The organism is Chryseobacterium sp. 22532 (assembly GCF_052044665.1).
GTDB classification, from domain to species: Bacteria; Bacteroidota; Bacteroidia; order Flavobacteriales; family Weeksellaceae; genus Chryseobacterium; species Chryseobacterium lathyri.
In genome coordinates this window covers 17745-42789 of record NZ_JBQENJ010000002.1, presented here as the reverse complement: position 1 = coordinate 42789, position 25045 = coordinate 17745, and the positions used below count along the sequence as shown (strand labels likewise).

The window sequence follows — 25045 nt, the reverse complement described above, 5'->3', positions numbered from 1 at the left end:
TCACTGCAAAGCAAATTGACAGCGCAGGTTATTCATCATTCACATTCCTTTGGCAAATAGTACAATCCCAGCACTAAATTTGTGTTAGACTCAACCACAATCTATTACCAATTGAAAAATTATTAAAGAAATATAATATATAAGTTTGCAAAAGTCTCATTTTTATAAGGCATTTCTTGTTTTCAATAATTAATTTTGTAGTATGAACTATTCAGCAGAACTCAAAAAATTTGTTACCAGCCAATATGTATATTCTGCGATCAGAATTACGCTGGCAACCGTTCTGCCTTGTTTAGTCCTCGCCCACTTCGGAATCCTGAAAGAATACTTTTTATTTCCTCTCGGAACCAGCTTTGTAGCACTTTGTGATCAGCCCGGACCTTTTATCAGAAGGAGAAATGCATTGACCTTTGCTATTTTTTGTTTTGTGTTCGTTGCATTTATTGCCAGCATGGTCATGAATTTTAAAGTCCTGGTCATCCTGGAGATCATTGTGTTCGGAATGTTTTTTTCCCTTATCGGGGTTTACGGACAGAGACTTGCCGCCGTGGGTTCGCTATCTCTTGTTGTACTGGCGATATTTATTGACGGGCATCTTACAGGAGGTAATATTTTTAAAAGCCTGCTGATCTTTGCATCCGGCTGTATCTGGTTTTTACTGATTTTCCTTGTGGTTACCACCATCCAGCCTTATAAACTGGCAGGACAGATGATCGGGGAAAATTATCTGCAGCTCGCAGAATTTTTAAAAATCAAAGCTAATTATTACCAGAAAAATCCTGATTTTGATAAACTGACCACTCAGGTTATTGCCAAGCAGGTCGGGATCAAAAACCTTCAGGAAGAAACCAGGGAAACCGTTTTCAAGACGAGAACCATCGTTAATGAATCAACAACAACCAGCCGTCTGCTGATGCTGATGTTCTTGAATTCCATGGACCTTCATGAAAAGCTGATGACCTCTGAAAGTGATTATCAGAAACTGCAGCAGAGCTTTGAAGACAGTATGATCCTGGTCAATATCCATGATTACCTCAACCTGCTCGCCGAAGAAATTACCAATATCGGAATCTCGCTTCAGATCGGAACAAGGGCAAAATCCATTTTTGATCTGGAACATGAACTGAAAAACCTTAACGTTCATTATTTTGATTTACGCAATAAGCAGCTGACTCCGGATAATCTGGAAAATTTCATGATCCTCCGCCAGATCCTGATGCGCATCAATGAGATTACAAAAGAGATCAATGAAATTTATAAAGTATTTTCCCAGGATGTGAAACTGGCCAAAAGCCTTTCTACAGGGTTAGATTTAAAAAAATTCATGCCTAATGAAGAAAAGCTCAACTTCAAAGTTTTAAGGAATAATATTTCACTTTCCTCCTCTCATTTCAGACATGCAATAAGAATTACAACTGCCCTGCTTGTGGGCTATCTTTTCTCTATGTTCGATTTTCTGGGCCTGGGTCATACCTATTGGATCCTGATCACGATTACAGCAATATTAAAACCCGCCTATTCCATTACGAAAAAAAGAAATCTACTCCGTTTATACGGAACCATTGCAGGCGCAGTTATTGCCTATACGATTCTACATTTTATACACTTCAATGGTCTTTTATTTACCATTCTGCTTTTGAGCATGATTATGTGTTTCAGCTTTCTGAAAGGCCGATATTTTTGGGCGGTGCTGTTTATGACGATCTATGTATTTCTGAGCTTTAACTTTTTAAATCCCGGAAATGTAAACGTGATCTTTAAGGACAGAATTCTGGATACCATTATAGCCGGAGTTATTGCTTTTGCCGTATCCTATATTGTTCTGCCTGTATGGGAGCATACTCAGAATCTTGATCTGATGAAAAAATCTGCGGCAGATAATCTGATCTATTTTGAAAGTGTCATTTCCAAGTTCTTACAGGGAAATTTTGATATTGAAGATTATAAAGTAAAGCGGAAAAATGCCATTATTTCGCTGGCCAACCTTTCCGACAACTTCCAGAGAATGATCTCTGAACCGAAGAACCAACAGAAAAAACTGGAAGTGGTACACCAGTTTGTCGCAACTTCACACCTGATCACAGCCTATACCGCTTCCCTTTCCCAATACTCTAAAAACAATGAAAAGTATCCTGAAATAGATGCCGAAAGCTGGAGCAGAAAGATTGAAGCCGAAATGCAGCAAACGTCCGTTTTATTACATGGAAACGAGATCAATGAAGCTTTAAAAATGGAAAGCCGTCTGGAACCGGAAGATTCTTCCATTGAAGATCTGATTTCGAAAAGAAAAACGGAGATAGAGGAAAATGATCTGGTTGACAGAAGAGATCCTGATAAAATTTCACATTTAACAGAGCTTAAAAACATCCACGATATTCTGGAACTGATCTACGACGTAGCCAAAGAGCAGAGAAAAGTAATTGAAAAATACAGAAGCGAAGCTGATTCTATTCCTCCACGATCGTAAAGCAGTAGTCATCAAAAAATTCCACTCTCGCCTTGAATTCGTCCGAAAACTGTTCATCATAAACCCTGCAGCTTATTTTATAAAGATGCTTGAGCTCAAACGGCTTTACTTCGTAATTCTTCTTAAGAGACCAGTATTTGGAATGATGGATCTTGTACATGCTTTCCTTTACACTCCATATAATAGTATAGAAAGCGGGGGCATTATCTTCAGGAATAAATCCTCTTTCATTCTCGTAAGTGAATTTATCAATAACCCTTAAAATTTTTGGATTGAATTTTTCAATATCAATACCTATTTTATTTTTAGAAACTGCTATAGCTGCGAAAGGAAATGAATGAGTGATAGAAATTTCCGCATCTTTAGGAGAAAGGAAGGGTTCCCTTTCTTTATATAGTATTTTGGAATTGGGTTTTAAACCTTTCAAAAGTTTACGGACCATGAGTACCTCCAGAAGTTTTTTCGGATGGTAGTCTTTTACCTTTTCAGCATTTTCCGGTTCCAGAAGCTCATTGATGTCAAGTTTTTCGCTTTCATCATATTTCCATACAAGAATCGTGGCATTGTCATCTGAAAAATCTCGGTAAAGGGGCATCGTTTTTTTATTCGATAAAAGTAGTGAAAAGATGTGGAAGATAAAAGAGGATGGGAGAAGGAAGCACGAAGATGGAAGTTACTATTCGTTTGTCCATTAACTTTAAAGTTTTGATTACAAAGAATCTATTAAAAAAGAATTCTTCTTTACTTAATCATTATAAACTTCCATCTCCCCTCTCCCATTCTTATCTATTTATTTCGGCTGATGGTTCACATCATTTCTATGCTCAAGAATTTCAAGATTCTCATCTACAAAATAAGCGCTTCCAAATCCGTTCACATAAGAACCCTTTACAGGCTGCAGGGCAATAAGAATAAAATCTCCCATTTCTGAAATAACTTCAACCACTTTTCCGTGATTTTCTTTAAGCTTAGTAACAACAGTGTTCCAGGTTTCAGAATCTCTTTCTATCTGGGAAGCTGATGCCTCGACGGTGAGACGTTCACGGGCATAGATCTGCTTGGTTGCAGATTCGTCTTCAATAAACATCACTGAAGTTTTTCTTCCGTCCGCAAGATTTTTAGTGTGTCTTGCCATAAAAGATACCAGAACATATAACGTGTTTCCTACCTGTACAAAGGGTGCATAGCTGGAATTAGGAGTTCCTTCCGCATCTACCGTGGCCAAAATCACACTTTTGGTACGTTCTATCAGTTCCTTTACTTTTGGAGCAACCGGCTTTGCTTTTCTGTTAGCCTCTCCATGGATATTCGTATGGTTCATAGTATAAAATTTATCTGAACAAAAATAGTTATTTATATTAAGACTAAATAATATTAAATCATGTATAATCTCATAAACTCTAAGCCTGTCTCCCGTTTTTTTATCTTAATTATTAATTGTAATTTTGCAGTTCGTTATCAATTGAATTTAAACTTATTCATTACATATGAGTACTACAACACAATACGTTCCTTACAAAGTGAAGGACATATCCCTAGCAGAATGGGGAAGAAAAGAAATTACCCTTGCCGAAGCAGAAATGCCAGGTTTGATGTCTATCCGTGAAGAATACGGACCATCTCAACCCTTAAAAGGTGCAAGAATTGCCGGATGTCTTCACATGACGATCCAGACAGCTGTTCTTATCGAGACATTGGTGGCTTTAGGAGCTGAAGTTACCTGGTCTTCTTGTAATATTTTCTCTACACAGGATCACGCTGCTGCTGCTATTGCTGCTGCAGGAATTCCGGTTTATGCCTGGAAAGGTCTGAACGAAGAGGAATTTGACTGGTGTATTGAGCAGACTTTATTCTTCGGTGAAGACAGAAAACCATTGAATATGATTTTGGATGATGGTGGAGATTTAACGAACATGGTTTTCGATAGATACCCTGAATTCACAAAAGATATCAAAGGACTTTCTGAAGAAACCACTACAGGTGTACACAGACTTTATGAAAGAATGAAGAATGGAACTTTAGTAATGCCTGCTATCAACGTAAACGATTCGGTAACTAAATCTAAATTCGACAACAAATACGGATGTAAAGAATCTGCAGTAGATGCTGTAAGAAGAGCTACAGACGTTATGCTTGCCGGAAAAAGAGTGGTAGTTTGCGGATACGGAGACGTTGGTAAAGGGACTGCTGCCTCTTTCAGAGGAGCTGGTTCTATTGTTACAGTTACTGAAATTGACCCAATCTGTGCGCTTCAGGCTGCTATGGACGGTTATGAAGTAAAAAGACTGGATACAGTTGTAGACAATGCAGATATCATCATCACTACTACAGGTAACTTCAATATTGTAAGAGGAGAACATTTCCTTAAAATGAAAGATAAAGCGATCGTTTGTAACATCGGTCACTTCGACAATGAAATCGATATGGCCTGGTTAAACAAAAACTACGGTCAGACAAAATCTGAAGTTAAACCTCAGGTAGACATCTACACCTTAGAAGGCGGGAAAGAAGTAATTATTCTTGCTGAAGGGAGATTGGTAAACCTTGGTTGTGCAACAGGCCACCCAAGTTTTGTAATGTCTAACTCTTTCTCTAACCAGACTTTGGCTCAGATCGAATTGTGGAACAATTCTGCTGCTTACAAAAACGAAGTGTATATGCTTCCTAAGCATTTAGATGAAAAAGTAGCTGCTTTACACCTTAAAAAATTAAGCGTTGAACTGGAAACTCTTTCTCCGGAACAAGCTGAATATATCGGTGTAGATGTAAAAGGCCCATTCAAGCCTGAGTACTACAGATACTAAGATTTATTTTAATCTATATACAATCCCATTATTCAATGTAGTGGGATTTTTTTTGTTTGCTATATTTCCAACCTGACAAGTATTCCTTATTTTTGAAAAATAAAAAAAGAGAATGAAAAAATATTTATTTCTGGGGTTAATGGGCTCAGCGACAATTTTTACAAGCTGCAGCAGCGATGATAACGAAATTACAAATGATCCTTCAGAAAAAAAATTGTTATTGAGTAAAGTCACTACCATTTACTACGACAATCCTTCCAATCCTGAAACCACTGTATCTACATTCGAATACAACAGCCAGGGAGAGCTCATAAAAATGCTGTCCGGAGGGAGATCTTCCGTTTTCGAGTATAGCAACGGAAAACCGACAAAGGTAAATTACTACACAGCCACTCAGACTTTAGAGTATTATGCTGTATTTAATTATAATGGCGATCAATTAGTTGATATCAAAGCTATCTATACGAACCCGGATTTCAACAGAAAAAGCACTTATACATATAATTCAAACGGTAAACTCGTATCTTCCACCCTTTGCCAGTCAGAAGACTGCTCCAATCCCAGTACTTCCACATATGCTTATAACGGAGACAACATTTCCGTGGAAACTTCCACCATCGGAGGAACAATAAGCTCTGCTTATAAAAGAGAGTTGTCGTATGATGATAAATTAAGTCCGTTCACCAATACAAACAAGTACATGAGAATTATGATGGAAAGAGCCTATTCTTTAAGCAAAAACAATTATACAGCAGAAAAAATAAGCTACAAAAACAGTGACGGAAGCTGGACCCAAAATCAGAATATTACCTATACCATACAGTACAACAACGCTCAACTGCCCATTCAGGTGGTTGGAAAAGAAGCCAATGGAAACAATTACGTGCAATACAATTACGAATATATTACACAGTAACAGTTACAGAAAACTTTCCATTAGGAGAGTTTTTCTTTTTTGAAGCTATTCCCGCTATCCGCTTCTACTCCTCGCGCCAGACTTAAGCCTCACTGCTGTGGGGTAACCGCTTCTATCGGGGCTAATGGAATCCCAATTACTGCCGTATCCGTATTTTACCCATATTTTGGGTACAACGACTGTTAAGTTTAGAAAAAATGAATATATTTAGCCCCTAAAACAAAAACATTTAATTAATGAAAAAACAAAGGGTATCAAACGCGTTTGTAGCCGCATCTTGGGTAGCATTGGGAGCAGGAATGATAGGCTTCATCGTAGGTCTTGCCAGAGCAGAAATGCTGCTGAATGAAAAAGGATATTATTTTACCATACTTCTTTATGGGCTATTTGCCGTAGTTTCTCTGCAGAAAGCCGTCCGTGACCGTTTGGAAAATATCCCGGTAACGGATATCTATTATGGGATCTGCTGGTTTGCCACCCTTTCTTCCATCGTGCTGTTGGCAGTTGGGCTTTGGAATGCCACCATACTTCCAAGTGAAAAAGGATTTTATGCATTTGCATTTCTCCTCGCCCTTTTCGGAGCCATCTCCGTCCAGAAAAATACACGGGACAATATGATCCAGGAATAATAAAAAAAACGCTTCAATATTTGAAGCGTTTTTTTATTAAAAGCAATATAATGAGAATACAGGAATAGATTTTCCACCATTTGCAGAATTTTATTAATTTACATATATTTTTTTCCAAAAAACTAATATATGATTAATAAAATTCTATTATTTATTTCAATAATATTATTATTTCAACCTATCAAGGCCCAGGATGAATTTATTACAATCTGGAAGCCCAACCTCCAACCACTGAACTCCGTCACTATAGATGCTCCTGTGCAGGCAGGGGTTAATGAAATATGGTTTCCCGGAATTGGTGAAAACTACACCATTACTTGGGAAGAAGTAAACTACCCCCAGCATAATGGTACAATGGTGAATGTCAATTCGAACAAACAGGTACTGATTCAGTTCGGAGCTCCTCTAAACCCCATTCCTGCCAATGCCACTTATAAAGTAAAAGCAAGCAACGGAAACGGTCTTTTCAAACAGATTCAATTCAGCAGCAACATAGGCAACTCATGGACTAATTACGGAAATATTGATAAGATTATGGAAATAGTTCAATGGGGAAATATCCAATGGACATCTATGAAGAGTGCATTTGCAAACTGCCCTTCTCTCCAGCTGACTGCATCCGACGCACCTGATCTTTCCCTGGTTACTGATGCATCCTATATGTTTTACAATATCAGACAGTTTGCGGGAAACCCATCAATGGACACCTGGAATACATCGTCCATAATAAATTTTGAATATATGTTTGCCTGTCCTCCTTTTTTATCACAGGATAATTTTGATGCACCTATAGGTTCTTGGGATACTTCATCTGCCGGGAATTTCAGTTACATGTTTTACAATAACAAAAAATTTAATCAGAATCTGAATAACTGGAATACATCAAATGTTACAAATATGCAGTATATGTTCGCTGAAACACTTAATTTTAATCAACCCTTGAACAACTGGAACACTTCGAATGTGACCAATATGACCTTCCTTTTCCATTTCAACCCCAATTTTAATCAGCCGCTCAACAATTGGAATATCTCCAACGCCACTGATATTTCCCATATGTTTCATGGCTGTACCGCATTCAACTAACCTCTTGATTCATGGAATACCAGCAAAGTGACTACTATCAGTACGATGTTTACAGGAGCGGTTCATTTTAATCAAAGTCTGGAAAACTGGAATCTTCCATTTCTTACCGATGCGCACACGGCTTTTTATAATTCGGGGATTAACTGTACAAATTACAGCAAAACCCTCTCCGGATGGGCCATGAATATCAATACAGCAAATAATATTAATCTGGGCCCGCTGCAGCCCCTTTCCTATTCTTCGGATATTATTGATAAAAGAAACATCCTGATTGCCAAAGGCTGGATTTTCACTTATGATCTGCCTGGAGATTGCCGTGTATTATCTGTTTCAAACTCACATTTGGAAGAAAGCGGATCTATCTATCCCAACCCCGTGCATCATAGCATTTTTATCAGGAATATGCCGGAAATCATTTCTTATATAATTCTGGATACATCAGGCAGAATATTAATGAAAGACCATATAAAAGGAGATAGCATCAATGTAGAATCTTTACTACCGGGAAATTATATGCTGCAGCTTATTTCAAAAGAAAAAATCAGGTCTTTTAAATTTATCAGGAAATAAAACAAAAATCGCCTTATCTTCTGATAAGGCGATTTTTTAATGGTGTATGTGTTATTTAAACATCAAAATGATTCGGGTGAATGGCTTTGATATCATCCACCGTTCCCAATACTTTGTCTTTTAAAGAATCCTGATATTTCTGAAGGTTTTCAGCAATCACTTCATCCGCACTTCCTAAGATTTTCACTGCTAATATTCCTGCATTCAAAGCTCCGTTTAAAGCTACTGTTGCCACAGGAATTCCACCCGGCATCTGAAGAATAGACAGTACAGAATCCCAACCGTCAATAGAATTGCTGGACAAAATGGGAACTCCAATTACAGGTAAGGTGGTACAACTGGCTACCATTCCCGGAAGGTGTGCTGCCCCGCCGGCTCCTGCAATGATCACTTTAAGGCCTCTTTCCTTTGCCGTTTTTGCATAATCAAACATTCTTTCCGGTGTTCTGTGCGCCGAAACTACCGTCAGTTCGTATGGAATATCGAGGCTTTTCAAAAAATTTGCAGCCTGTTCCATGATCGGCAGATCGCTCTGGCTGCCCATTATAATTCCTACCATCTCAATTTTTATTAGATCGTCAAAGATAAAAAAATATAACCTTTTTTGAAGTATACATTTCTTCCTGCCTTCCAGTCTAAAAAAGATAAAAAGATTTCGCTTTATAAATCAAAAAAGTTAAACTGTGTTAATCTTGATTCACTGTTATCATTTTTTTACAATATTTGTTTCACTAACCAACATAAAATTTATTCAAAATGAAAAATTTAAAAAAGCTTAAAAAAGAAGAACTAAAAAAAGTTTTAGGAGGTATGGAGGCCTGCTCATTCCAGCTTTGCTTTAGAAACGGCAAATGGCAATGTGTTCCTTTTGACACATGCGGAGGATTCCAACCTTAAAAGCCAAAAGAGTACATTAAAAGTGTACTCTTTTTTATTGTTACATATTTTACCCGTTCTTCTGAGCCTTCAAAAAACACAGCAACTGTACCCATCCGCTTAATTTCATAACCTGTATATTTGCTTGGCCTATTTAATTTTTATATTGAAAGACTATAAACTTACTTTTGCAGTACTGACCGTTGCCATTGTATGGGGAACTACCTTTTTGTCGATCAGGGTAGCAGTCGAGACCATTCCCGCATGGTTTGTCGCCGGGATACGTCAGTTTCTGGCCGCTATTATTATGTTTCTGATTCTTCTGTACAGGAAAGAATTTAAATGGATTGGTTGGGAAAAGCTGAAATACCAGCTTATTTTTTCGTCATTAATGCTGATTATTGCAAACGGAATGACGACGGTAGCGGAAGAAGAGGTTACCAGCAGCCTTACATCCCTGATCAGTGCCTGCTCCCCCATTCTCGTTTTTCTGGGAAGCCTGGCATTTGGACTTCAGAAGTTCCATGCAAGGGCTTTTATCGGTATCATCCTGTCTTTCAGTGGGATTGTTTTCATATTTTGGGATGGTATTCATGATCTCAAAAATCCGGACTATGCCTTAGGGATCCTGTTTCTGTTTATTGCCATTGCAGGCTGGGCTTCAGGAACAATCTTTACGAAAAAAATGAATATCCAGAGTGGCAATATTTTTCTGAATCTGTTTTACCAGTTTCTGTTTGCCGGGATCGTACAGATTATTTTTGCATTTCTGCTTTCAGAAAATTATAATTTTGAGAACTGGAGCTTAAAAAGCATATCTGCTATGCTTTATCTGGCCGTTTTTGGCTCTGTAGCAGCATTTTTTGCTTTTCATTATGCTTTAACAAAGATTTCGCCGGTGCAGATATCAATACTTGCCTACATCAATACCCTCATCTCTATATTTTTAAGCTGGCTGATTCTTAATGAGGAAATCAGCATCAAATTTATCATTGCAGCCATACTGATCATCCTTGGTGTATTCATCATTAATTATAATCCGCAAATGTTCAAAAAACAAAAAATAGAATAATAATGAAATTAGACCGTCCAATGGGTGGATATTCCAATTCGTTGAAGTCAAAACTATTGATTTCAACGGCGTAATTTTTCCCGAATTTGAGCGGATAGAGGCAGGGAGATTTTATATTTTCCTTATTTTTCCTTATATTGTTTACACCAACACTGACAATATGCTTAAAAACACATTTTTTATCCTTCTTACCGGCTCATTTTTACTGATCAGCTGTGATTATAAGGAAAAAGAAAAAAATCTGACAGAAAGGGAAAAACAGTTGCTCGAAAAAGAAAAAACATTCGCTCAAAAAGAATCTGAATATCAGTCTCTTTTAAAAATGAGAGACAGTATTTTTGCAAAAAAAGATTCCGTTAGGATCGCTTTATGGCCGGAAGAAATCTCAGGACCATGGACCGGAAAAGTCATCTGTACAGAATCTAACTGCAGTGACTATGTAGTGGGTGATCAGCGTACGGATACCTGGGAATTCGACAGTGACTCTATTCATCTGTCAGCAAAAATCATCAATAACAATAACCTGGTAAGGGTTTATTCCGGAAAGTTTGAGCATAATGAGATTAAGCTTAATTTCAGGACAGATTCCACTTCTCAAAAGAAAGTAGAAATGAACGTTCTGATTAATGATATTTCGGATACCAAACTGAAAGGCACAAGAACTATTATTGCCGACAATGGCTGTACAGCCAAATTTTCCGTCGAATTAGTACGTTCCACAAAATAAAAACACCTATGATTTTACTGAGTATACATAATCTGAGTTTTCCTATAGAAGATCCGGTTCTAAAATTCCTGTTGGTACTGGTTATCATCCTTGCCGCTCCCTTGCTTCTGAATAAAATTAAAGTTCCGCATCTGTTGGGCCTTATCATTGCAGGAGCTGTAATAGGACCAAACGGTTTTAATGTGCTGGCAAGAGACAGCAGCATTGTTGTAACGGGAACTACAGGCCTTCTTTATATCATGTTTCTTGCAGGACTAGAAATTGATATGGGTGATTTTAAAAAGAATAAATGGAAAAGCCTTACTTTCGGAATCTACACATTTACCGTTCCGTTCGTTCTGGGTTATCTGGGCGGTTACTATCTGTTGCATTTCTCTATATTGACTTCCATTCTTTTTGCAAGCCTTTTTTCTTCACACACACTGATCGCCTACCCATTGGTCAGCAAATTGGGAATTGCCAAAAATAAAGCAGTAAATATTACAGTCGGCGGAACCATGATTACTGATATTCTGGCGCTTTTGGTGCTTGCCGTGATTGTAGGAATGTCGCAGGGTGATGTAGGTACGGAGTTTTGGGTTAAACTCTCTGTTTCCTTTATCGTTTTTGCTCTCATTGTTTTGATTGTATTCCCTATAATAGGACGATGGTTCTTCAAAAAGGTAGATGATAAGATTTCACAGTATATTTTTGTCCTTGTGATGATTTATCTGGCAGCAATGCTTGCTGAACTTGCCGGAGTGGAAGCTATTATCGGCGCGTTCTTTGCCGGACTTGCTCTAAACAGGCTGATTCCGCATACCTCATCTTTAATGAACAGAGTAGAATTTGTAGGAAATGCGATCTTCATTCCATTCTTCCTGATCAGTGTAGGAATGCTGATCGACTTTAAAGTTTTCTTTAAAAGTTGGGAAACACTGGAAGTAGCAGGAATCATGCTCGTTGCATCCATCGGAGGAAAGTATATCTCAGCGGTAATGACCCAAAAGACATTCCGGCTGTCCAAGGATGAAGGAAAGCTTATTTTCGGACTTAGCTCCGCTTCTGCAGCAGCAACATTAGCCTCCGTAATGGTGGGATACAATATTATTCTTTCTGAAACTGAGACTGGCGAACCGGTAAGATTACTAAATGAGCATGTACTGAACGGAAGTATTCTTCTGATCCTTATTTCCTGTACCATCTCTTCATTTATTTCAATGGCCAGTGCCCAAAAAATTGCAGAAAGTGACAATGAAGATACAGTTTCCGGCAACAGCCATGAAGAGGAAAATATCCTTCTGGCTATTAACCATGAGGAAACCGTGGAGAGAATGGTGAATCTGGGTATTTTAATCAAGGTCCATTCTAATACAGAAAACCTGTTCGCTTTGAATGTGATTAATGAGGATAAAAATGAATCTTCAGTGAAAAATGCTGAAAAACTTCTCCATCAGGCAGCCGATGCAGCAGCCGCCGCTGACGTTAAAATGCAGTCTCTTAAAAGGTATGACAATGATGTGATCAATGGGGTTAAAAATGTCATTAAGGAGCAGAATATTACCGATCTTATTATCGGTCTGGAGGATGAGAAAGGCTTCTCCCCTTCTTTTGTGTACAACCTTTACAGCGGTTATCTTCAGAATGATGATGTGAATGTACTGGTATATCATGCCGCACAGCCACTATCCACGATAAAGAAATATGCAGTGATGGTCCCGGAGAATGCCCATAAGGAAGCAGGATTTTTCCATGCGCTTCTGAGGGTATGGAATATTGCCAGAAATTCCGGTGCCAGCATAGTTTTTTATGCTCCGGAAAATATTCTGGATATTCTTCAGAAGATTGTTAAAAAAGCCAATATAGAAGCAGAGTTTATCATTATGAGTACCTGGCAGGACGGCGAAAAAACAGCAGCTAAATTGAAAGAAGATGAAGCACTGATTGTCCTGATGGCCAAACGCGGCATGAAGTCCTATATTCCACGGATGAGACTTATCCCGGAACTACTGAACAGATACTTAAATGGTAATAATTATCTGTTAATCTTCCCGTTCTCAGAATTTGATGAAAACAGCCCGGAAATACGCTCAGTAGGGAACCATGGAGACTTTGTGGAAATCGGAAATGTGATCCAGAAGATTTTTAAATGACAGGAATAAATAAAAAAGCCGGAAGAAAAATCTTCCGACCTTAGGCTACCAAAGGGGTATCTTTATTGTATGTACCAACGTCCACAAGCATTATGACAACCCAAATTAATATCAGGGTCATAATTTGGAGATTGAAGACAGGCAGTCTGACTTGTATAATATGGCTGCCCTGAGCCCCACCATTGTGCACATTCCGGCGTAATTCCTCCTTTTACAGATTTTAAAGATTCTCTTGAAATTTTTTTTAAATTTTTCATAGTAAATAATATTTGATGTTTCTCCTCCTTTTATACTTTAGGATTCGTATCATGAAAATACATGTTTTATTTTAATTTCAATATATTTTTTTATTAAAATTACATAAAAAAGTAAAATAATATTATAAAGAGACACAAGTCACCATCTAATGTAATATTTGACAATATAACAAGGCGTTGTAAATTGTTAATGGTTCTGAATAAATAAGAAAACTTTAATATTCCATAAAAAACTTCTCAATAAGAAAGATCTTTTCTACGCAAAAGCCTAATACTATATTGTAAATTTAAGGAATGTAAAGGTGGGATTAACAATTGGATTTGATGAAGCGGACGGATTGGAATCACATAAAAAGAGCTGTAATGATTTTACAGCTCTTTATCTTTTTTCTTTTATCTAAGTTTTATTCAGCGATAACCCTTACCATGCTTTTCACCTTCACCAACTTTTCCATCAGCTCTTCTCTGGAGTCAGCCAGAACATTGATATGTCCCATTTTTCGTCCGGGTTTGGTTTCGGTTTTCCCGTAGAGATGAATGTAGGTTTTCGGTAACTTAAGAACATCATCCATTCCTTCATAGATCACTTTTCCTGCATGTCCTTCTGCGCCAACAAGGTTAAGCATTCCGCTGTAAGTGAAAGCATCTGTGTCTGCCAATGGCAGGTTTTTTACAACCCGGTACATCTGCTCAAACTGGGAATTGGTATTTCCTTCCTGGCTTTGGTGACCTGAATTATGCAGCCTCGGAGCTGTCTCATTCACCCATACTTTCCCATTTTTGTCAAGGAATAATTCGATGGCAAAAAGACCTGGAGAATTTACAGCATTTAGAAATTTCTCAGTAATGGAATCGATCTGCTTCTGGATATCGTCATTTAGAAATACGGGACAGATATTAAAATCCAGTAAATTCAACTTTGGATCAGCTACCATTTCTGTTACGGGAAAAGTTTTGGTTTCACCGTTTTCATTTCGGGCAACGATTACGGAAAGTTCCTTGTCTATATCGACCAGACTTTCGATCACGGAAGCGTCTTTCCATAAATGTTGATAGTCATCTTCGGTTTTAATTACCTGAACTCCTTTACCGTCATAACCTCCTGTATTCATTTTCTGCACAAACGGCAAAGGCATCATGATCTTTTCTTCGCTGTCCCAAACGACCTGAAATTCAGGGCTTGGAATATCGTATGTTTTATAGAATTCTTTCTGGAGGATCTTCTGCTGAATGGTTTTAATAATGGCCGCATTGGGAACTACTTTCACACCCTGTTGTTCAAGCTCGGCTAAAGCATCTGCATTTACGTGTTCTATTTCAATGGTTACCACGTCTTTATCTTTTCCGAAATTCAGTACCGTATCATAATCGTTGAAATTCCCCTGCGTAAAATGGGAAATACTGCTGCACGGCGCATCGGAAGCTGGGTCCAGTGTATAAAATTGGTCATCGTATTTCAGTGCGCTTTGTATCAGCATTCTTCCGAGCTGCCCGCCTCCTAAAATTCCTATTTTCATTCTTACTTTTATTTTTTCTATTAGATTTTTTAATGGAAAGCTTTATTGAATTTTATCGATCTTTAAGTACCCAAGCCCTATTGGGTTTTCCTGATTCTCTGCCTCAGATTTTGAAAGGATGATGGAATATTTTTCTTTCATTTTTTCCGGCAGAATATCATTGACATTGAAGATATCATCAATATCAACACCGTGCTTATCATCAATATGACTTACAGCTCCTTCAAAGCCCATTGTCGCATAAAATTCTGTTGCCTTTGCCCTTTTAATGATTTCTCCCATTGATTTCCCCACCATCAGGTGTTGTTCGTGAAATTCTTCAAAAAAGCCTTTTTTGTACCCTCCTAAATTAAGGAAATACAGCTGGTCTTCGGATGGCAGATCTGTTTTTTCAACAATCTTCACCTCATATCCGTCTGCAAATCTCACTTCCTGATAACAGTCCACATGAATCTTTCCTTCTGCTTCTTTCCAGAAATCTTTCATATCGGGAACAAGATCTTTAAGGTTTTCTGCGATCCCGAAAAAAACGTCATGCTGCTCGATATTCCTGCCTTTGGGCGTTGCACCGAGAATGATATAAAATAATTTCATTTCAGTTTTCATAACTGCAAAAATACGTCAAATTTATCTTTTTTAAACGTTTGGCAGAGTACTACAATAGTTTTATATTTGTAGCATGTCAGAAATCATCATTCTGTTTCTCGGCGCAGTTTCCGCCGGTCTTTTGGGTTCACTTACAGGTTTAGGAGGAGGAGTTATTATTATTCCTTTATTGACGCTGGGTTTCGGCGTTCCGATGCATTATGCTATTGGTGCTTCTTTAATTTCTGTGATCGGTACTTCTTCGGGTGCTGCCGTAGCTTTCGTGAAGGAAGGTTTTACGAATATGCGGATAGGCATGTTTCTGGAAATCGGGACTACTGCCGGAGCGATTATCGGAGCATTAGTTTCCGGAATGCTTAATCCCAATACCATTGGAATTATTTTCGCAAGTATCCTTTTATTAACAGTTATTATCAATCTTAAGGGAAAGCCTGATCACCAGGAACCATTGATAAAAGGAAGCCTTGAAGAAAAACTGAAATTATACGGAACTTTCCCCGATAAAGGAGTTTTAAAAAGTTATTCTGCAAGAAATACGGTTTCGGGATTTCTGATGATGCTGTTTGCCGGTGCCATGTCCGGACTTTTAGGAATCGGTTCCGGTGCATTAAAGGTTTTGGCGATGGACAATATGATGAAGTTGCCGTTTAAGGTTTCTACAACGACAAGTAACTTTATGATTGGTGTAACGGCTGTGGCCAGTGCCCTGATCTACTTCCAGAGAGGCGAGATCATTCCTGTAATTGTGGCTCCGGTACTTATTGGTGTCGTAGTAGGAAGTTTCATAGGTTCAAAAACCCTGATGGTATCCAAAACGAAGAAATTAAAAGTATTCTTTGCGATTGTGATCACCATTTTATCAATATATATGATGTATAACGGTATCAATAAAAGTTTCAGATAATGAGAAAGAATTTTACAGATGTGGATCTGAACCGCTCGGTAGGAAATCTTCTGAGGCTTGGTGTTATTTTGTCTGTGGCAACATCATTGATCGGCTTTATTAAGCTTTTTATGGAAGGCTTTAAAATGCCTAAAAAATATACTTCTCTGGACATGGGTTCCTCTTCTGAAAAGGTATGGGGAATGTTTTGGAATTCTTTATGCAAGGGAGAAGGTATGGCCATCATCCAACTGGGAATATTGCTGCTGATCTTTACGCCTCTGGTTAGGATTATTTTTGCCCTGGTAGGGTATTTAAAAGAAAAAGACTACGTGTATGTAGTCATTTCTTCAATCGTGCTGGCCATTATGGCTGTTAGCTTCTTTACGGGTTATGCCCACTAATTTTTTTTACATTTCATAAAACTCCAGCGGAAGCTGATCCGGGTCCTGGGTAAAGAAAAATTCTTTTCCTGTATATTCATCTATGCGGATGGCTTCACAGGTGAGCCCTTTTGCTATGAGCTCATTTCTTTTGATTCCGACATTATCTACAGAGAATGCCAAATGCCTTAAGCCACACGACTCCGGGCGGGAAGGTCTTGGCGGCGGCTCAGGAAATGAGAACAGCTCAATAACGTAATGATCACCGATAGCAAGATCAAGCTTATATGACTGTCTTTCTTCACGGTAAACTTCGCGGATAATAGTAAGGCCTAAAACTTCAGTGTAGAATTTCTTTGAAACTCTATAATCTGAACATATAATGGCAATGTGATGGATCTTCATTTAAAATGTTTTTAAATTCGTGTGTCAGATTTCTATAGATTTGAAAATGAAATCAGTAATTCTCATTATTTTATTTCTCTGCAGTTCTCTTTTCTTCTGGTATCTATGATGTACTGAATTTTCCAGTCATTTTGCTGCTTAACCAATTGAAAACTGTTCGCTCCGCAATGTGAGAATTTACCTTTGAAGAAGAAAGAATACGGCGTAAAAACACTGGCAAGTCCGCCATCTGTATGCACAGCATCAATGACAATTCTTTCATCCAGATCACCTTTTGAAAATTTGGAAACAGAGGCTATAAATTCCTGTACATTTTCGTTTTTCACTGTTCCGTCTTTAGCAATGCTCTGGAGAATGGCTCCTTCTGCAAAAGCGGATTTCATCAGTTCAGGATCTGCATTCTTCATTCCTAAAAACAGATCACGGACCGGTTTTTCTATTTCCTGATTATGCTGTCCGAAACAGAAAGTACCGAATAGCAGAACAACTGCAATAAGTTTATTCATATGGTTTTATTAATCTGACAGAATAAAAATAGGGAAAATTATGCTAATCTATTAAATTAGCATAGCTAAAAAGCGAATTGATTTGAATTGTATAAAAAATAAACTATTTTTATCCGTTGATTAAATTTTATGTGGGGTATTTATTTGTCGTTAATCGGATTGCTGGTGCTTTTGACACTATTGCCTAAAATTCAGAATTCCCATTGGATATTCAGGGTTCCGGAGTTTGGTAAGATTCAGATTACTTATGCTGTTTTGATCACTTTTGTTTTGGGGCTTTTACTTGATCAGTCTCAGCATCTCTGGTACTCACAGAGTCTTCTGTTGTTATTGTTCATTCACCACGGAGTTACCCTCGTGAAGTATACACCGCTTTATCCGGTCAAAAAACATAAGCAGCAGCATAAATCTTCTCAAAAACTGCATTTTATTTCTGCCAATGTTTATCAGTTTAATAAGGAATACGAAAGATTTATTCAACTTATTAAAAAATACAAACCTGAAGTCTTTATGACTATGGAAAGTAATGGAGATTGGGAACAGGCCTTGAAAGTTCTTGAAAAAGATTATCCGTTCCGGCATAAAGTAACTCTCGAAAACACCTACGGAATGCATTTCTACTCTAAACTTGAGATCAAGAGTGCACAGACTCACTATTTTGTGGCTGATGATATTCCGAGTATTGAAATACACCTAAAGACTGAAGACGGATTTTCATTTGTATTTTTCGGAGTGCATCCGCCTCCGCCAAGCCCTACTGAAGAAGAAACCTCTAAAGAAAGAGACGGTGATCTTTTAAGTACGGCAAAACGGGTAAAAGACATCCATGAACCGGTTATTGTTGTAGGAGATTTTAATAATGTAGCATGGTCGAAATCATCTATATTATTTAGAAAAACGAGTCATTTGATTGATCCCAGAATAGGACGTTCTTTTGTGTCTACCTTTCATGCGAAATACCGCCTGCTAAGATTTCCGATCGATCTGATGTTCCACAGTGAAGATATTTTTATCAAAGAGCTTAAAACCCTGGAAAATTTCGGTTCAGACCATCTTCCGGTATATTGTGAATTTTTCATAGACCATCACAACGATGAACAGGAAGAGCGGGTTCAGGAAGCGACTCCGGAAGAGAAAGCGGAAGCAGAAGAAATGATACAGGAAGGAAAAGAAGAAGACGGTAACCGCGATGAAGTGGTAACTGAAGGATAAATACGTCTGACAAAAACCAATAATTTATATAATAAAAAAGAGACTGTCAGGTGACAGTCTCTTTTTTATTATATTGTATTCTAAAATTTAGAATAATTCTTTTCTGATAATATTCTGGCTTCTTTCAGGACCTACAGAAACCAAATATACATTGATTCCCAGGTATTCCTCAATAAACTCTATATATTTCTGAGCATTATCCGGAAGCTCGTCATAGCTTCTTACTTTGGTAAGATCTTCGTTCCATCCCGGTAAATCGTGATAGATTGGTTCGTAGTTGTATAATTTCTCCGTTGAAGAAGTGAAATAATCAATGATCTTATCATCTTCAGTCTTATAATGTGTAACGATTTTCAGATTTTCAATTCCTGTAAGTACGTCTAATTTTGTAATAACCAGGTTGTTGATTCCGTTAATCATACAAGCGTGCTTTAAAGAAACAAGGTCCAACCAGCCTGTTCTTCTTGGTCTACCGGTTGTAGCACCAAATTCACCGCCGATCTGTCTGATCTTTTCTCCTAATTCGTTATCCAGCTCGGAAGGGAAAGGTCCGTTTCCTACTCTTGTACAATATGCCTTGGCAACCCCGATAAGGTTTTGAAGTGAAGTCGGCGGAACACCGGCTCCTGTACAAACTCCTCCTGTAGAAGGTGAAGAAGAAGTTACGTATGGGTATGTTCCGAAGTCGATATCCAGCATCAATGCCTGAGCACCTTCGAATAAAACATTTTTACCGTCTCTGATCGCTTCATTCAACTCTACTTCCGTATCTACGATTCTGTCCTGAAGCTGCTTTCCGATGGCTAAAAATTCGTTATAAATTTCCTCTACATCCAGTGTTGGCTTTCCGTAGTATTTTTCAAAAAGAGAATTTTTAACTTTTAGGTTTTTCTCAATTTTGTCTCTTAAGATTTCAGGATTTAAAAGGTCTACCATTCTGATCCCGATTCTTGCGATCTTATCTTCATAGCATGGCCCGATTCCTTTTTTAGTAGTTCCGATCTGAGTTCCTCCATGTTCCTCTTCACGGTAAGTATCCAAAAGAATGTGGTAAGGCATGATCACATGCGCTCTTCTGCTGATAAAAATGTGGTCAGTTCTCAAGCCTTTGCTCTCGATCTGGCCAACCTCTTTAATGAAAGATTTTGGGTTTACCACTACTCCATTAGCAATGATACACTTCCCTTTGCACTGCAGTACACCAGAAGGAAGAAGGTGAAGTACAAATTTTTCTTCGCCTACATAAACCGTGTGACCAGCGTTGTCTCCCCCTTGGAAACGAACAACATAATCCGATTTAGCCGATAAAACATCCGTGATTTTTCCTTTACCTTCATCTCCATACTGAAGACCTACAACTACGTAAGTTGACATATTTTACTTTTATTTTAGATTCATGCAAAATTACTTTTTAAAAATAGGGTGGGCAAATTATGAGGGAAATTTATTTTATGGGTGAGGTGGAAATCATGTGTTTATTATATAAAAATTTCTTTATCATGACAGACGGTCCAAAATATTTAATGTAAAAAAGAAAATTATTAATTCCTATATTTGATTGTCTACTGAAATAATAAGGCAACCTATATGACATCAAAAAAATCATCTTACTTCTCCCCAACACCTACCAGCGAGACAAAACTCTTCCATACCCTGTTCACTCCTGATACAGTTCCTGTAAAAGCTACTTTACTCATTATCCACGGCATGCAGGAACACAGCGGAAGATATGCTGAAATTGCCGGTTATTTTGCAGACCGGGGGCTGGCTGTACTCACTTATGATCATCTGGGACATGGAAAATCCGTAAAAGATAAAAAAGACATCGGATTTTTCCAGCTGAACCAACCCGATGAAAAACTTGTTTCAGATGCTGAAGCAATGAGTGAATATCTTCACCAACACTATCCGGAGGTTCCCCACTTCGTTATTGGACATTCTATGGGACCATTTGTTACCCGCTGTCTTCTTCAGAGAGCCAGCAGCCAGTTTACCGGAGCAGTTATTACAGGAACAGGAGGTTCCCTGGCCGGCATCAGTCTGATAAAAGGTTATCTTTCATTAGCGAACAAAATAGCGCCTCATCATCTTACTTACCTCAATACTCTTTTCAATATTGTCAATAACAAACATTTCAAGAAAGATCCGGATTTCAGTGACACAAGCTGGCTCAGCCTGAATCCAGCTAACAGAAAAGCTTTTACTGAAGATGAGCTTTGCGGGCTTCCTTTTACCAATAATGCTTTTTATGCATTGTTCAGTATTTACAAAAAAGCAACGGCAAGAAGCTGGGCTGCTTCTATTCCAAAATCCTTCCCTTTCCTTTTCATTAGCGGACAGAATGATCCTATCGGAGATTTCAGCAAAGGCGTGCTACAGACAATCAATCATTTGAAGCAGGATGGATTTAATGATGTACATACGAAAATCTACCCCGAAATGCGCCACGAAATATTAAATGAAGAAATCAGGGAAGATGTCTTCAATGAAATATACCAGTGGATGTCGAAGCATTTATAACATAACATCTGTGCCATCTGCAAAATCTGCGGGAGATTTTCAACCATGATATCTCCTGCAGACTACTCCTTTATATTTAGATAAGAGATTGCTTCGTCGCTGCGCTCCTCGCAATGACAAAAAACAAAAAAACATCTGCTTAATTAGCAAAATCCACGGGAAGCGTACAACAATCAGAACGTAGCACCTCATTTAGTCCAAAACAATCTCCCTTTCCACCCCAATTTCTTCCAGGAAAAGCTCATCATGTGAAATCACCAACAATGTTCCCTTATAATCTTTAATAGATGCTGTTAAGATTTCTACGTTCTGGAGGTCCAAATTATTCGTCGGTTCATCAAGGACAATCATATCAGGAGCTTTACTGCTTATAGAAAGCCCACAGAGAAGGAGTCTTAATCGCTCTCCTCCGCTCAGTACTCCACATTTCTTATCCCAGGTTTCTTTTCCAAACAGAAATCTGGCCAACAGAGTTTTCACTTCAGATTCCTGCATTGCTCCGTCATTAAACTGCTTCACAAAATCATACACACTTATTTCGTGCCCGATCAGGGAATATTCCTGATCAATGTAAATCGTATTAAATTCTGACCTCGAAATATTACCAACATTCTGTTGTAAACCTCCCAACAACAGTTTTATCAAAGTTGTTTTCCCTGATCCGTTTGAGCCTTTGATAGAAATTCTGTCACCACTCCTGATCTCAAGACTGAGATTTTCCTTCCAGAGATTTTCATGTCCATATTTGAAATTAATGTCTTCCGCACTGATCAGAATTTTTCCGGAATGCAGATTGGAATCGTTGAAATTCACTTTCATCTGATCAGAATTTTTCAGTGAAGAACGAAGATCGCGAAGATCGCCGGAAATACCGCTGATTTTTTCAGCATGAACGCCTTTTAATTTAGAAGTATTTTTTTCAGCACTATTCCGTAAGGTATTCATCATAATTCTCGCTACACCGGATTTCTCCTGCTTCTGTTTTCCTCTTGCATCCAGTTTCTGTTTGCGTTCTATAGTTTCCCGTTCCTTTTCTTTTGCTTTTTTCAGGGCCCTTTCCTTAGCATGAATATCATTCTGGAGTGCTTCCTGCTCTATTTCTTTCTGTTCAGCATAAAAGTCATAATTTCCACCATAAGTAGAAATTCCCTGATTGCTTAATTCAAAAATGGTATCGACCAAATTCAGCAAAGTACGGTCATGGCTCACAATCACAACAGTCGAATTTGTTTTTTCAATAAAATCATACAACAGATTTCGTCCTTCCAGATCGAGATGATTCGTAGGTTCATCCAGAATGATAATGTCCGGCTGACTAATCTGAATACCAGCCAGAAAAACTTTTGTTTTCTGTCCTCCGCTTAAGCTTTCCAGCTTTTGACTTAAGTCCAGGTCTTCAAGTTTCCAGTAACTTAATGCATTCTGACAGCGTTCCTCAATATCCCAGTCATCATTTAAAATTTCAAAATATTCTTCATCTACTTCCCCACTTGTGATCTTTTGAAGAGCATTCAGTTTTTTGTCAATTTTAAAACATTCTGCCACAGTCAGATGATCAAAATTTCCGAACATCTGCGGAACATAGTATACATCACCCTTAACGGTTACACTTCCTTCTAAAGGTTGAATCTCCTGACCCATAATCTTCAGGAGTGTAGATTTCCCAATACCGTTGCTTCCGGCTAATGCCGATACGGTGTGAGGTTGTATGGTTAAATTGATTGAATTAAAAAGGAGATCCCCTCCGGGAAACCCGTAAGATATATTTTGCAGTAAAATCATTATTTCTTTCTTAGTAATAGTTAAACATCAGCAGCACCTGGGCTACTGTTTGATAAAATCGGAAAGAAATCGAATCCTACATGTTATAATTGGGTTTTAGAAATACAAAGATAGCAAATTATTAATTATTCATTTTTTTTAGTCAAAAAACATAAAATCTTCATATAAAAAACAAAGGTAAAAGCACAAAAAAAGCAATATTTTTACAATGATTAAATTCATTGGATCAGAATTTCTTTTACGTAAAGGACTTGTAAAAACGAAGATTTTTTCGAATAGATTATGATAATTGAAGCTTTAAAAGGTGAATTATTTCAAGATATTCGTTTTAAATGATATGTTTATTAAATCCGGAATAAAAGTAGAAAAGATTTTAATCAAAAATCCGTAACTTTGCCGACTACTAAAATTTTTTATGGAAAGCATTAAAGTTCACGACAAAACTTTCGTTCCTTATCTGAAGGACGCCGAAATTCAGGAAATTGTAAAAGAAACAGCGTTAAGGATTTATGAAGATTACAAAGACGAGGTTCCTGTTTTCATCGGGGTTCTGAATGGGGTGATCATGTTCTTCTCAGATCTTTTAAAATACTATCCGGGCGAATGCGAAATTGCTTTTATTCAGATGAGCTCGTATGCAGGAACAGAGTCCACAGGGATTGTTTACCAAAAAATGGAACTGACTAAAGATGTGAAAGACCGTCACATTATTCTTGTAGAAGATATTGTAGATACCGGAAACACGGTTGAGAGTCTGTTCAAATATTTTACGGAAACACAGCGTCCTAAATCTGTAAAGCTGGCTTCATTCTTACTAAAGCCGGATGTTTACAAAAAAGATTTCAAGCTGGATTATATCGGAAAAGAGATTCCAAATAAATTTGTTCTTGGTTATGGTCTTGATTATGATGAATTGGGAAGAAACCTTTCAAACCTGTATCAACTGGAAGAGGGACAGATCAACCATTAATTACTGCTACTAGCTTTTGGCTATTAGCCATTAGCTTTAAATATTAAAATCGAAATAAAGTAAATATTAACTAAAAAAGCTAAAGGCTGAAAGCTTAGTGCCGGAAGCTGCAAGCGAATCAACATTATGATAAACATTGTTCTGTTCGGCCCTCCAGGAAGTGGAAAAGGAACACAAGCTCAAAACCTGATCGAAAAATTCAATTTAAAACAGATTTCAACAGGTGATCTTTTCAGATATAACATGAAAAATGATACGGAGCTTGGAAAACTGGCTAAGTCTTATATCGATAAGGGAGAACTGGTTCCGGATCAGGTAACAACGGATATGCTGGTCGACGAGCTCAGAAAACCTACCGATACCAACGGATTTATCTTTGACGGTTACCCAAGAACTACTGCCCAGACGGAAGCTTTGGAAAAAATTGTAGCAGAGGAACTGAACGATAAGATTGATATCTGTCTTTCGTTAGTAGTAGAAGACAAAATTTTAGTGGAAAGACTTCTGAAAAGAGGGGAAACCAGCGGAAGATCTGACGACAGTAATGTGGAGATCATTGAAAACAGAATTAAAGAATATTATACTAAAACAGCAGAAGTTGCCGAACTTTACAAGCAGCAGGGAAAATATGTTGAAGTAAACGGCGTAGGAGAAATTGACGAAATTTCCCAAAAGCTTTTCGCTGAAGTCGAAAAAATTAAATAATCGGGATATGAGTTACAGGA

At 37.9% G+C, this 25045-nt stretch carries 26 protein-coding genes and 1 pseudogene; 17 read left to right on the top strand and 10 right to left on the bottom strand.

Going from position 1 to position 25045, the window contains the following annotated elements; translation table 11 throughout:
• Positions 1 to 202 precede the first annotated feature (202 nt).
• A complete protein-coding gene (locus ACTJIV_RS04490) occupies positions 203 to 2467 on the top strand; it encodes an FUSC family protein (RefSeq protein WP_111960658.1) in 2265 nt (754 codons plus the stop codon).
• Here the strand turns inward: ACTJIV_RS04490 and ACTJIV_RS04485 are convergent.
• Both ACTJIV_RS04485 and ACTJIV_RS04480 read right to left on the bottom strand, forming a co-directional pair.
• Complete coding sequence (locus ACTJIV_RS04485; RefSeq protein WP_111960660.1) at positions 2448 to 3062, bottom strand: 4'-phosphopantetheinyl transferase family protein; 615 nt, start codon at positions 3060 to 3062, stop codon at positions 2448 to 2450. The genes ACTJIV_RS04490 and ACTJIV_RS04485 overlap by 20 nt on opposite strands.
• A 195-nt stretch (positions 3063 to 3257) precedes the next feature.
• Complete coding sequence (locus tag ACTJIV_RS04480; protein ID WP_440625855.1) at positions 3258 to 3788, bottom strand: HugZ family protein; 531 nt, start codon at positions 3786 to 3788, stop codon at positions 3258 to 3260.
• A gap of 166 nt (positions 3789 to 3954) precedes the next feature.
• Between ACTJIV_RS04480 and ahcY the strand changes: the two genes are divergently transcribed.
• The 6 genes and pseudogenes from ahcY to ACTJIV_RS04450 all read left to right on the top strand — a co-directional run bounded on the left by ahcY (position 3955) and on the right by ACTJIV_RS04450 (position 8472).
• A complete protein-coding gene (gene ahcY / locus ACTJIV_RS04475) occupies positions 3955 to 5271 on the top strand; it encodes an adenosylhomocysteinase (RefSeq protein WP_111960665.1) in 1317 nt (438 codons plus the stop codon).
• A gap of 112 nt (positions 5272 to 5383) precedes the next feature.
• A complete protein-coding gene (locus tag ACTJIV_RS04470; protein ID WP_440625853.1) occupies positions 5384 to 6187 on the top strand; it encodes a hypothetical protein in 804 nt (267 codons plus the stop codon).
• A gap of 236 nt (positions 6188 to 6423) precedes the next feature.
• Positions 6424 to 6816, top strand: a complete 393-nt coding sequence (yiaA, locus tag ACTJIV_RS04465) for an inner membrane protein YiaA (RefSeq protein ID WP_111960669.1) — start codon at positions 6424 to 6426, stop codon at positions 6814 to 6816.
• Between the two features lie 129 nt (positions 6817 to 6945).
• A complete protein-coding gene (locus tag ACTJIV_RS04460; RefSeq protein ID WP_440625850.1) occupies positions 6946 to 7902 on the top strand; it encodes a BspA family leucine-rich repeat surface protein in 957 nt (318 codons plus the stop codon).
• Positions 7903 to 7917: 15 nt separating this feature from the next.
• A pseudogene (locus ACTJIV_RS04455) lies at positions 7918 to 8073 on the top strand (BspA family leucine-rich repeat surface protein); the annotation flags it as partial.
• A 9-nt stretch (positions 8074 to 8082) separates the two neighbouring features.
• The gene (locus ACTJIV_RS04450) at positions 8083 to 8472 is read left to right on the top strand and encodes a T9SS type A sorting domain-containing protein (RefSeq protein ID WP_440626674.1); all 390 of its coding nucleotides are present in this window, start codon (positions 8083 to 8085) and stop codon (positions 8470 to 8472) included.
• Positions 8473 to 8527: 55 nt separating this feature from the next.
• On the opposite strand, the gene purE is transcribed toward ACTJIV_RS04450, so the two are convergent.
• Positions 8528 to 9031, bottom strand: a complete 504-nt coding sequence (gene purE / locus ACTJIV_RS04445) for a 5-(carboxyamino)imidazole ribonucleotide mutase (protein ID WP_440625848.1) — start codon at positions 9029 to 9031, stop codon at positions 8528 to 8530.
• A gap of 197 nt (positions 9032 to 9228) precedes the next feature.
• Here purE and ACTJIV_RS04440 point away from each other — a divergent pair, with 197 nt between their 5' ends.
• The 4 genes from ACTJIV_RS04440 (at position 9229) to ACTJIV_RS04425 (ending at position 13279) form a co-directional block, all read left to right on the top strand.
• Positions 9229 to 9369: a bacteriocin-like protein gene (locus ACTJIV_RS04440; protein ID WP_157963416.1), complete on the top strand. Its 141-nt coding sequence runs from the start codon at positions 9229 to 9231 to the stop codon at positions 9367 to 9369.
• A gap of 145 nt (positions 9370 to 9514) precedes the next feature.
• Positions 9515 to 10420, top strand: a complete 906-nt coding sequence (locus tag ACTJIV_RS04435; protein ID WP_440625847.1) for a DMT family transporter — start codon at positions 9515 to 9517, stop codon at positions 10418 to 10420.
• Between the two features lie 160 nt (positions 10421 to 10580).
• On the top strand, positions 10581 to 11147 hold the full coding sequence (locus ACTJIV_RS04430; protein WP_440625845.1) for a hypothetical protein: 567 nt from the start codon (positions 10581 to 10583) through the stop codon (positions 11145 to 11147).
• 8 nt (positions 11148 to 11155) lie between these two features.
• Positions 11156 to 13279: a cation:proton antiporter gene (locus tag ACTJIV_RS04425; RefSeq protein WP_440625843.1), complete on the top strand. Its 2124-nt coding sequence runs from the start codon at positions 11156 to 11158 to the stop codon at positions 13277 to 13279.
• Between the two features lie 62 nt (positions 13280 to 13341).
• Here the strand turns inward: ACTJIV_RS04425 and ACTJIV_RS04420 are convergent, their stop codons facing one another.
• From ACTJIV_RS04420 to ACTJIV_RS04410, 3 genes are all read right to left on the bottom strand, one after another.
• Positions 13342 to 13536, bottom strand: a complete 195-nt coding sequence (locus tag ACTJIV_RS04420; RefSeq protein ID WP_146897209.1) for a bacteriocin-like protein — start codon at positions 13534 to 13536, stop codon at positions 13342 to 13344.
• Positions 13537 to 13940: 404 nt separating this feature from the next.
• Entirely contained in the window at positions 13941 to 15053 is a 1113-nt protein-coding gene (locus ACTJIV_RS04415) for a 5-(carboxyamino)imidazole ribonucleotide synthase (RefSeq protein ID WP_440625840.1), read from the bottom strand.
• 42 nt (positions 15054 to 15095) lie between these two features.
• Positions 15096 to 15647 carry a DUF1543 domain-containing protein gene (locus tag ACTJIV_RS04410; RefSeq protein WP_223558916.1) on the bottom strand — a complete coding sequence of 184 codons (552 nt, stop codon included), beginning with the start codon at positions 15645 to 15647 and terminating at the stop codon, positions 15096 to 15098.
• An 85-nt stretch (positions 15648 to 15732) separates the two neighbouring features.
• On the opposite strand from ACTJIV_RS04410, the gene ACTJIV_RS04405 reads away from it, so the two are divergent.
• Positions 15733 to 16563 carry a sulfite exporter TauE/SafE family protein gene (locus tag ACTJIV_RS04405; RefSeq protein WP_111960971.1) on the top strand — a complete coding sequence of 277 codons (831 nt, stop codon included), beginning with the start codon at positions 15733 to 15735 and terminating at the stop codon, positions 16561 to 16563.
• A complete protein-coding gene (locus ACTJIV_RS04400) occupies positions 16563 to 16946 on the top strand; it encodes a DUF1634 domain-containing protein (protein ID WP_111960970.1) in 384 nt (127 codons plus the stop codon). The genes ACTJIV_RS04405 and ACTJIV_RS04400 overlap by 1 nt, the downstream gene beginning before the upstream one ends.
• Positions 16947 to 16952: 6 nt before the next feature.
• Here the strand turns inward: ACTJIV_RS04400 and gloA2 are convergent, their stop codons facing one another.
• Positions 16953 to 17330, bottom strand: coding sequence for an SMU1112c/YaeR family gloxylase I-like metalloprotein (gloA2, locus tag ACTJIV_RS04395; RefSeq protein WP_440625837.1), 378 nt, complete (start codon positions 17328 to 17330; stop codon positions 16953 to 16955).
• A 65-nt stretch (positions 17331 to 17395) separates the two neighbouring features.
• Positions 17396 to 17836 carry a nuclear transport factor 2 family protein gene (locus ACTJIV_RS04390; protein WP_440625835.1) on the bottom strand — a complete coding sequence of 147 codons (441 nt, stop codon included), beginning with the start codon at positions 17834 to 17836 and terminating at the stop codon, positions 17396 to 17398.
• Positions 17837 to 17965: 129 nt separating this feature from the next.
• Here ACTJIV_RS04390 and ACTJIV_RS04385 point away from each other — a divergent pair, with 129 nt between their 5' ends.
• The gene (locus ACTJIV_RS04385; RefSeq protein ID WP_223558913.1) at positions 17966 to 19048 is read left to right on the top strand and encodes an endonuclease/exonuclease/phosphatase family protein; all 1083 of its coding nucleotides are present in this window, start codon (positions 17966 to 17968) and stop codon (positions 19046 to 19048) included.
• An 87-nt stretch (positions 19049 to 19135) separates the two neighbouring features.
• Here the strand turns inward: ACTJIV_RS04385 and ACTJIV_RS04380 are convergent, their stop codons facing one another.
• Positions 19136 to 20422, bottom strand: coding sequence for an adenylosuccinate synthase (locus ACTJIV_RS04380; protein ID WP_111960966.1), 1287 nt, complete (start codon positions 20420 to 20422; stop codon positions 19136 to 19138).
• 213 nt (positions 20423 to 20635) lie between these two features.
• Between ACTJIV_RS04380 and ACTJIV_RS04375 the strand changes: the two genes are divergently transcribed.
• Positions 20636 to 21568 carry an alpha/beta fold hydrolase gene (locus ACTJIV_RS04375; protein WP_440625832.1) on the top strand — a complete coding sequence of 311 codons (933 nt, stop codon included), beginning with the start codon at positions 20636 to 20638 and terminating at the stop codon, positions 21566 to 21568.
• A 192-nt stretch (positions 21569 to 21760) separates the two neighbouring features.
• On the opposite strand, the gene ACTJIV_RS04370 is transcribed toward ACTJIV_RS04375, so the two are convergent.
• Positions 21761 to 23350, bottom strand: a complete 1590-nt coding sequence (locus ACTJIV_RS04370; protein WP_440625830.1) for an ABC-F family ATP-binding cassette domain-containing protein — start codon at positions 23348 to 23350, stop codon at positions 21761 to 21763.
• Positions 23351 to 23765: 415 nt separating this feature from the next.
• On the opposite strand from ACTJIV_RS04370, the gene ACTJIV_RS04365 reads away from it, so the two are divergent.
• The gene (locus tag ACTJIV_RS04365; protein ID WP_223558909.1) at positions 23766 to 24320 is read left to right on the top strand and encodes a phosphoribosyltransferase; all 555 of its coding nucleotides are present in this window, start codon (positions 23766 to 23768) and stop codon (positions 24318 to 24320) included.
• 126 nt (positions 24321 to 24446) lie between these two features.
• On the top strand, positions 24447 to 25025 hold the full coding sequence (locus tag ACTJIV_RS04360; RefSeq protein ID WP_440625827.1) for an adenylate kinase: 579 nt from the start codon (positions 24447 to 24449) through the stop codon (positions 25023 to 25025).
• Positions 25026 to 25045: the final 20 nt, after the last annotated feature.

Coding starts and splice junctions, on each gene's coding strand:
- ACTJIV_RS04390 (WP_440625835.1), bottom strand. CDS start 17,836: ATGAATAAACTTATTGCAGTTGTTCTGCTATTCGGTACTTTCTGTTTC.
- ACTJIV_RS04470 (WP_440625853.1), top strand. CDS start 5,384: ATGAAAAAATATTTATTTCTGGGGTTAATGGGCTCAGCGACAATTTTT.
- ACTJIV_RS04385 (WP_223558913.1), top strand. CDS start 17,966: ATGTGGGGTATTTATTTGTCGTTAATCGGATTGCTGGTGCTTTTGACA.
- ACTJIV_RS04400 (WP_111960970.1), top strand. CDS start 16,563: ATGAGAAAGAATTTTACAGATGTGGATCTGAACCGCTCGGTAGGAAAT.
- ACTJIV_RS04370 (WP_440625830.1), bottom strand. CDS start 23,350: ATGATTTTACTGCAAAATATATCTTACGGGTTTCCCGGAGGGGATCTC.
- ACTJIV_RS04460 (WP_440625850.1), top strand. CDS start 6,946: ATGATTAATAAAATTCTATTATTTATTTCAATAATATTATTATTTCAA.
- ACTJIV_RS04360 (WP_440625827.1), top strand. CDS start 24,447: ATGATAAACATTGTTCTGTTCGGCCCTCCAGGAAGTGGAAAAGGAACA.
- ahcY (WP_111960665.1), top strand. CDS start 3,955: ATGAGTACTACAACACAATACGTTCCTTACAAAGTGAAGGACATATCC.
- ACTJIV_RS04490 (WP_111960658.1), top strand. CDS start 203: ATGAACTATTCAGCAGAACTCAAAAAATTTGTTACCAGCCAATATGTA.
- ACTJIV_RS04380 (WP_111960966.1), bottom strand. CDS start 20,422: ATGTCAACTTACGTAGTTGTAGGTCTTCAGTATGGAGATGAAGGTAAA.
- ACTJIV_RS04365 (WP_223558909.1), top strand. CDS start 23,766: ATGGAAAGCATTAAAGTTCACGACAAAACTTTCGTTCCTTATCTGAAG.
- ACTJIV_RS04450 (WP_440626674.1), top strand. CDS start 8,083: ATGAATATCAATACAGCAAATAATATTAATCTGGGCCCGCTGCAGCCC.
- ACTJIV_RS04420 (WP_146897209.1), bottom strand. CDS start 13,536: ATGAAAAATTTAAAAAAAATTTCAAGAGAATCTTTAAAATCTGTAAAA.
- ACTJIV_RS04425 (WP_440625843.1), top strand. CDS start 11,156: ATGATTTTACTGAGTATACATAATCTGAGTTTTCCTATAGAAGATCCG.
- ACTJIV_RS04480 (WP_440625855.1), bottom strand. CDS start 3,788: ATGAACCATACGAATATCCATGGAGAGGCTAACAGAAAAGCAAAGCCG.
- purE (WP_440625848.1), bottom strand. CDS start 9,031: ATGGTAGGAATTATAATGGGCAGCCAGAGCGATCTGCCGATCATGGAA.
- yiaA (WP_111960669.1), top strand. CDS start 6,424: ATGAAAAAACAAAGGGTATCAAACGCGTTTGTAGCCGCATCTTGGGTA.
- ACTJIV_RS04410 (WP_223558916.1), bottom strand. CDS start 15,647: ATGAAATTATTTTATATCATTCTCGGTGCAACGCCCAAAGGCAGGAAT.
- ACTJIV_RS04405 (WP_111960971.1), top strand. CDS start 15,733: ATGTCAGAAATCATCATTCTGTTTCTCGGCGCAGTTTCCGCCGGTCTT.
- ACTJIV_RS04375 (WP_440625832.1), top strand. CDS start 20,636: ATGACATCAAAAAAATCATCTTACTTCTCCCCAACACCTACCAGCGAG.
- ACTJIV_RS04440 (WP_157963416.1), top strand. CDS start 9,229: ATGAAAAATTTAAAAAAGCTTAAAAAAGAAGAACTAAAAAAAGTTTTA.
- ACTJIV_RS04415 (WP_440625840.1), bottom strand. CDS start 15,053: ATGAAAATAGGAATTTTAGGAGGCGGGCAGCTCGGAAGAATGCTGATA.
- gloA2 (WP_440625837.1), bottom strand. CDS start 17,330: ATGAAGATCCATCACATTGCCATTATATGTTCAGATTATAGAGTTTCA.
- ACTJIV_RS04430 (WP_440625845.1), top strand. CDS start 10,581: ATGCTTAAAAACACATTTTTTATCCTTCTTACCGGCTCATTTTTACTG.
- ACTJIV_RS04485 (WP_111960660.1), bottom strand. CDS start 3,062: ATGCCCCTTTACCGAGATTTTTCAGATGACAATGCCACGATTCTTGTA.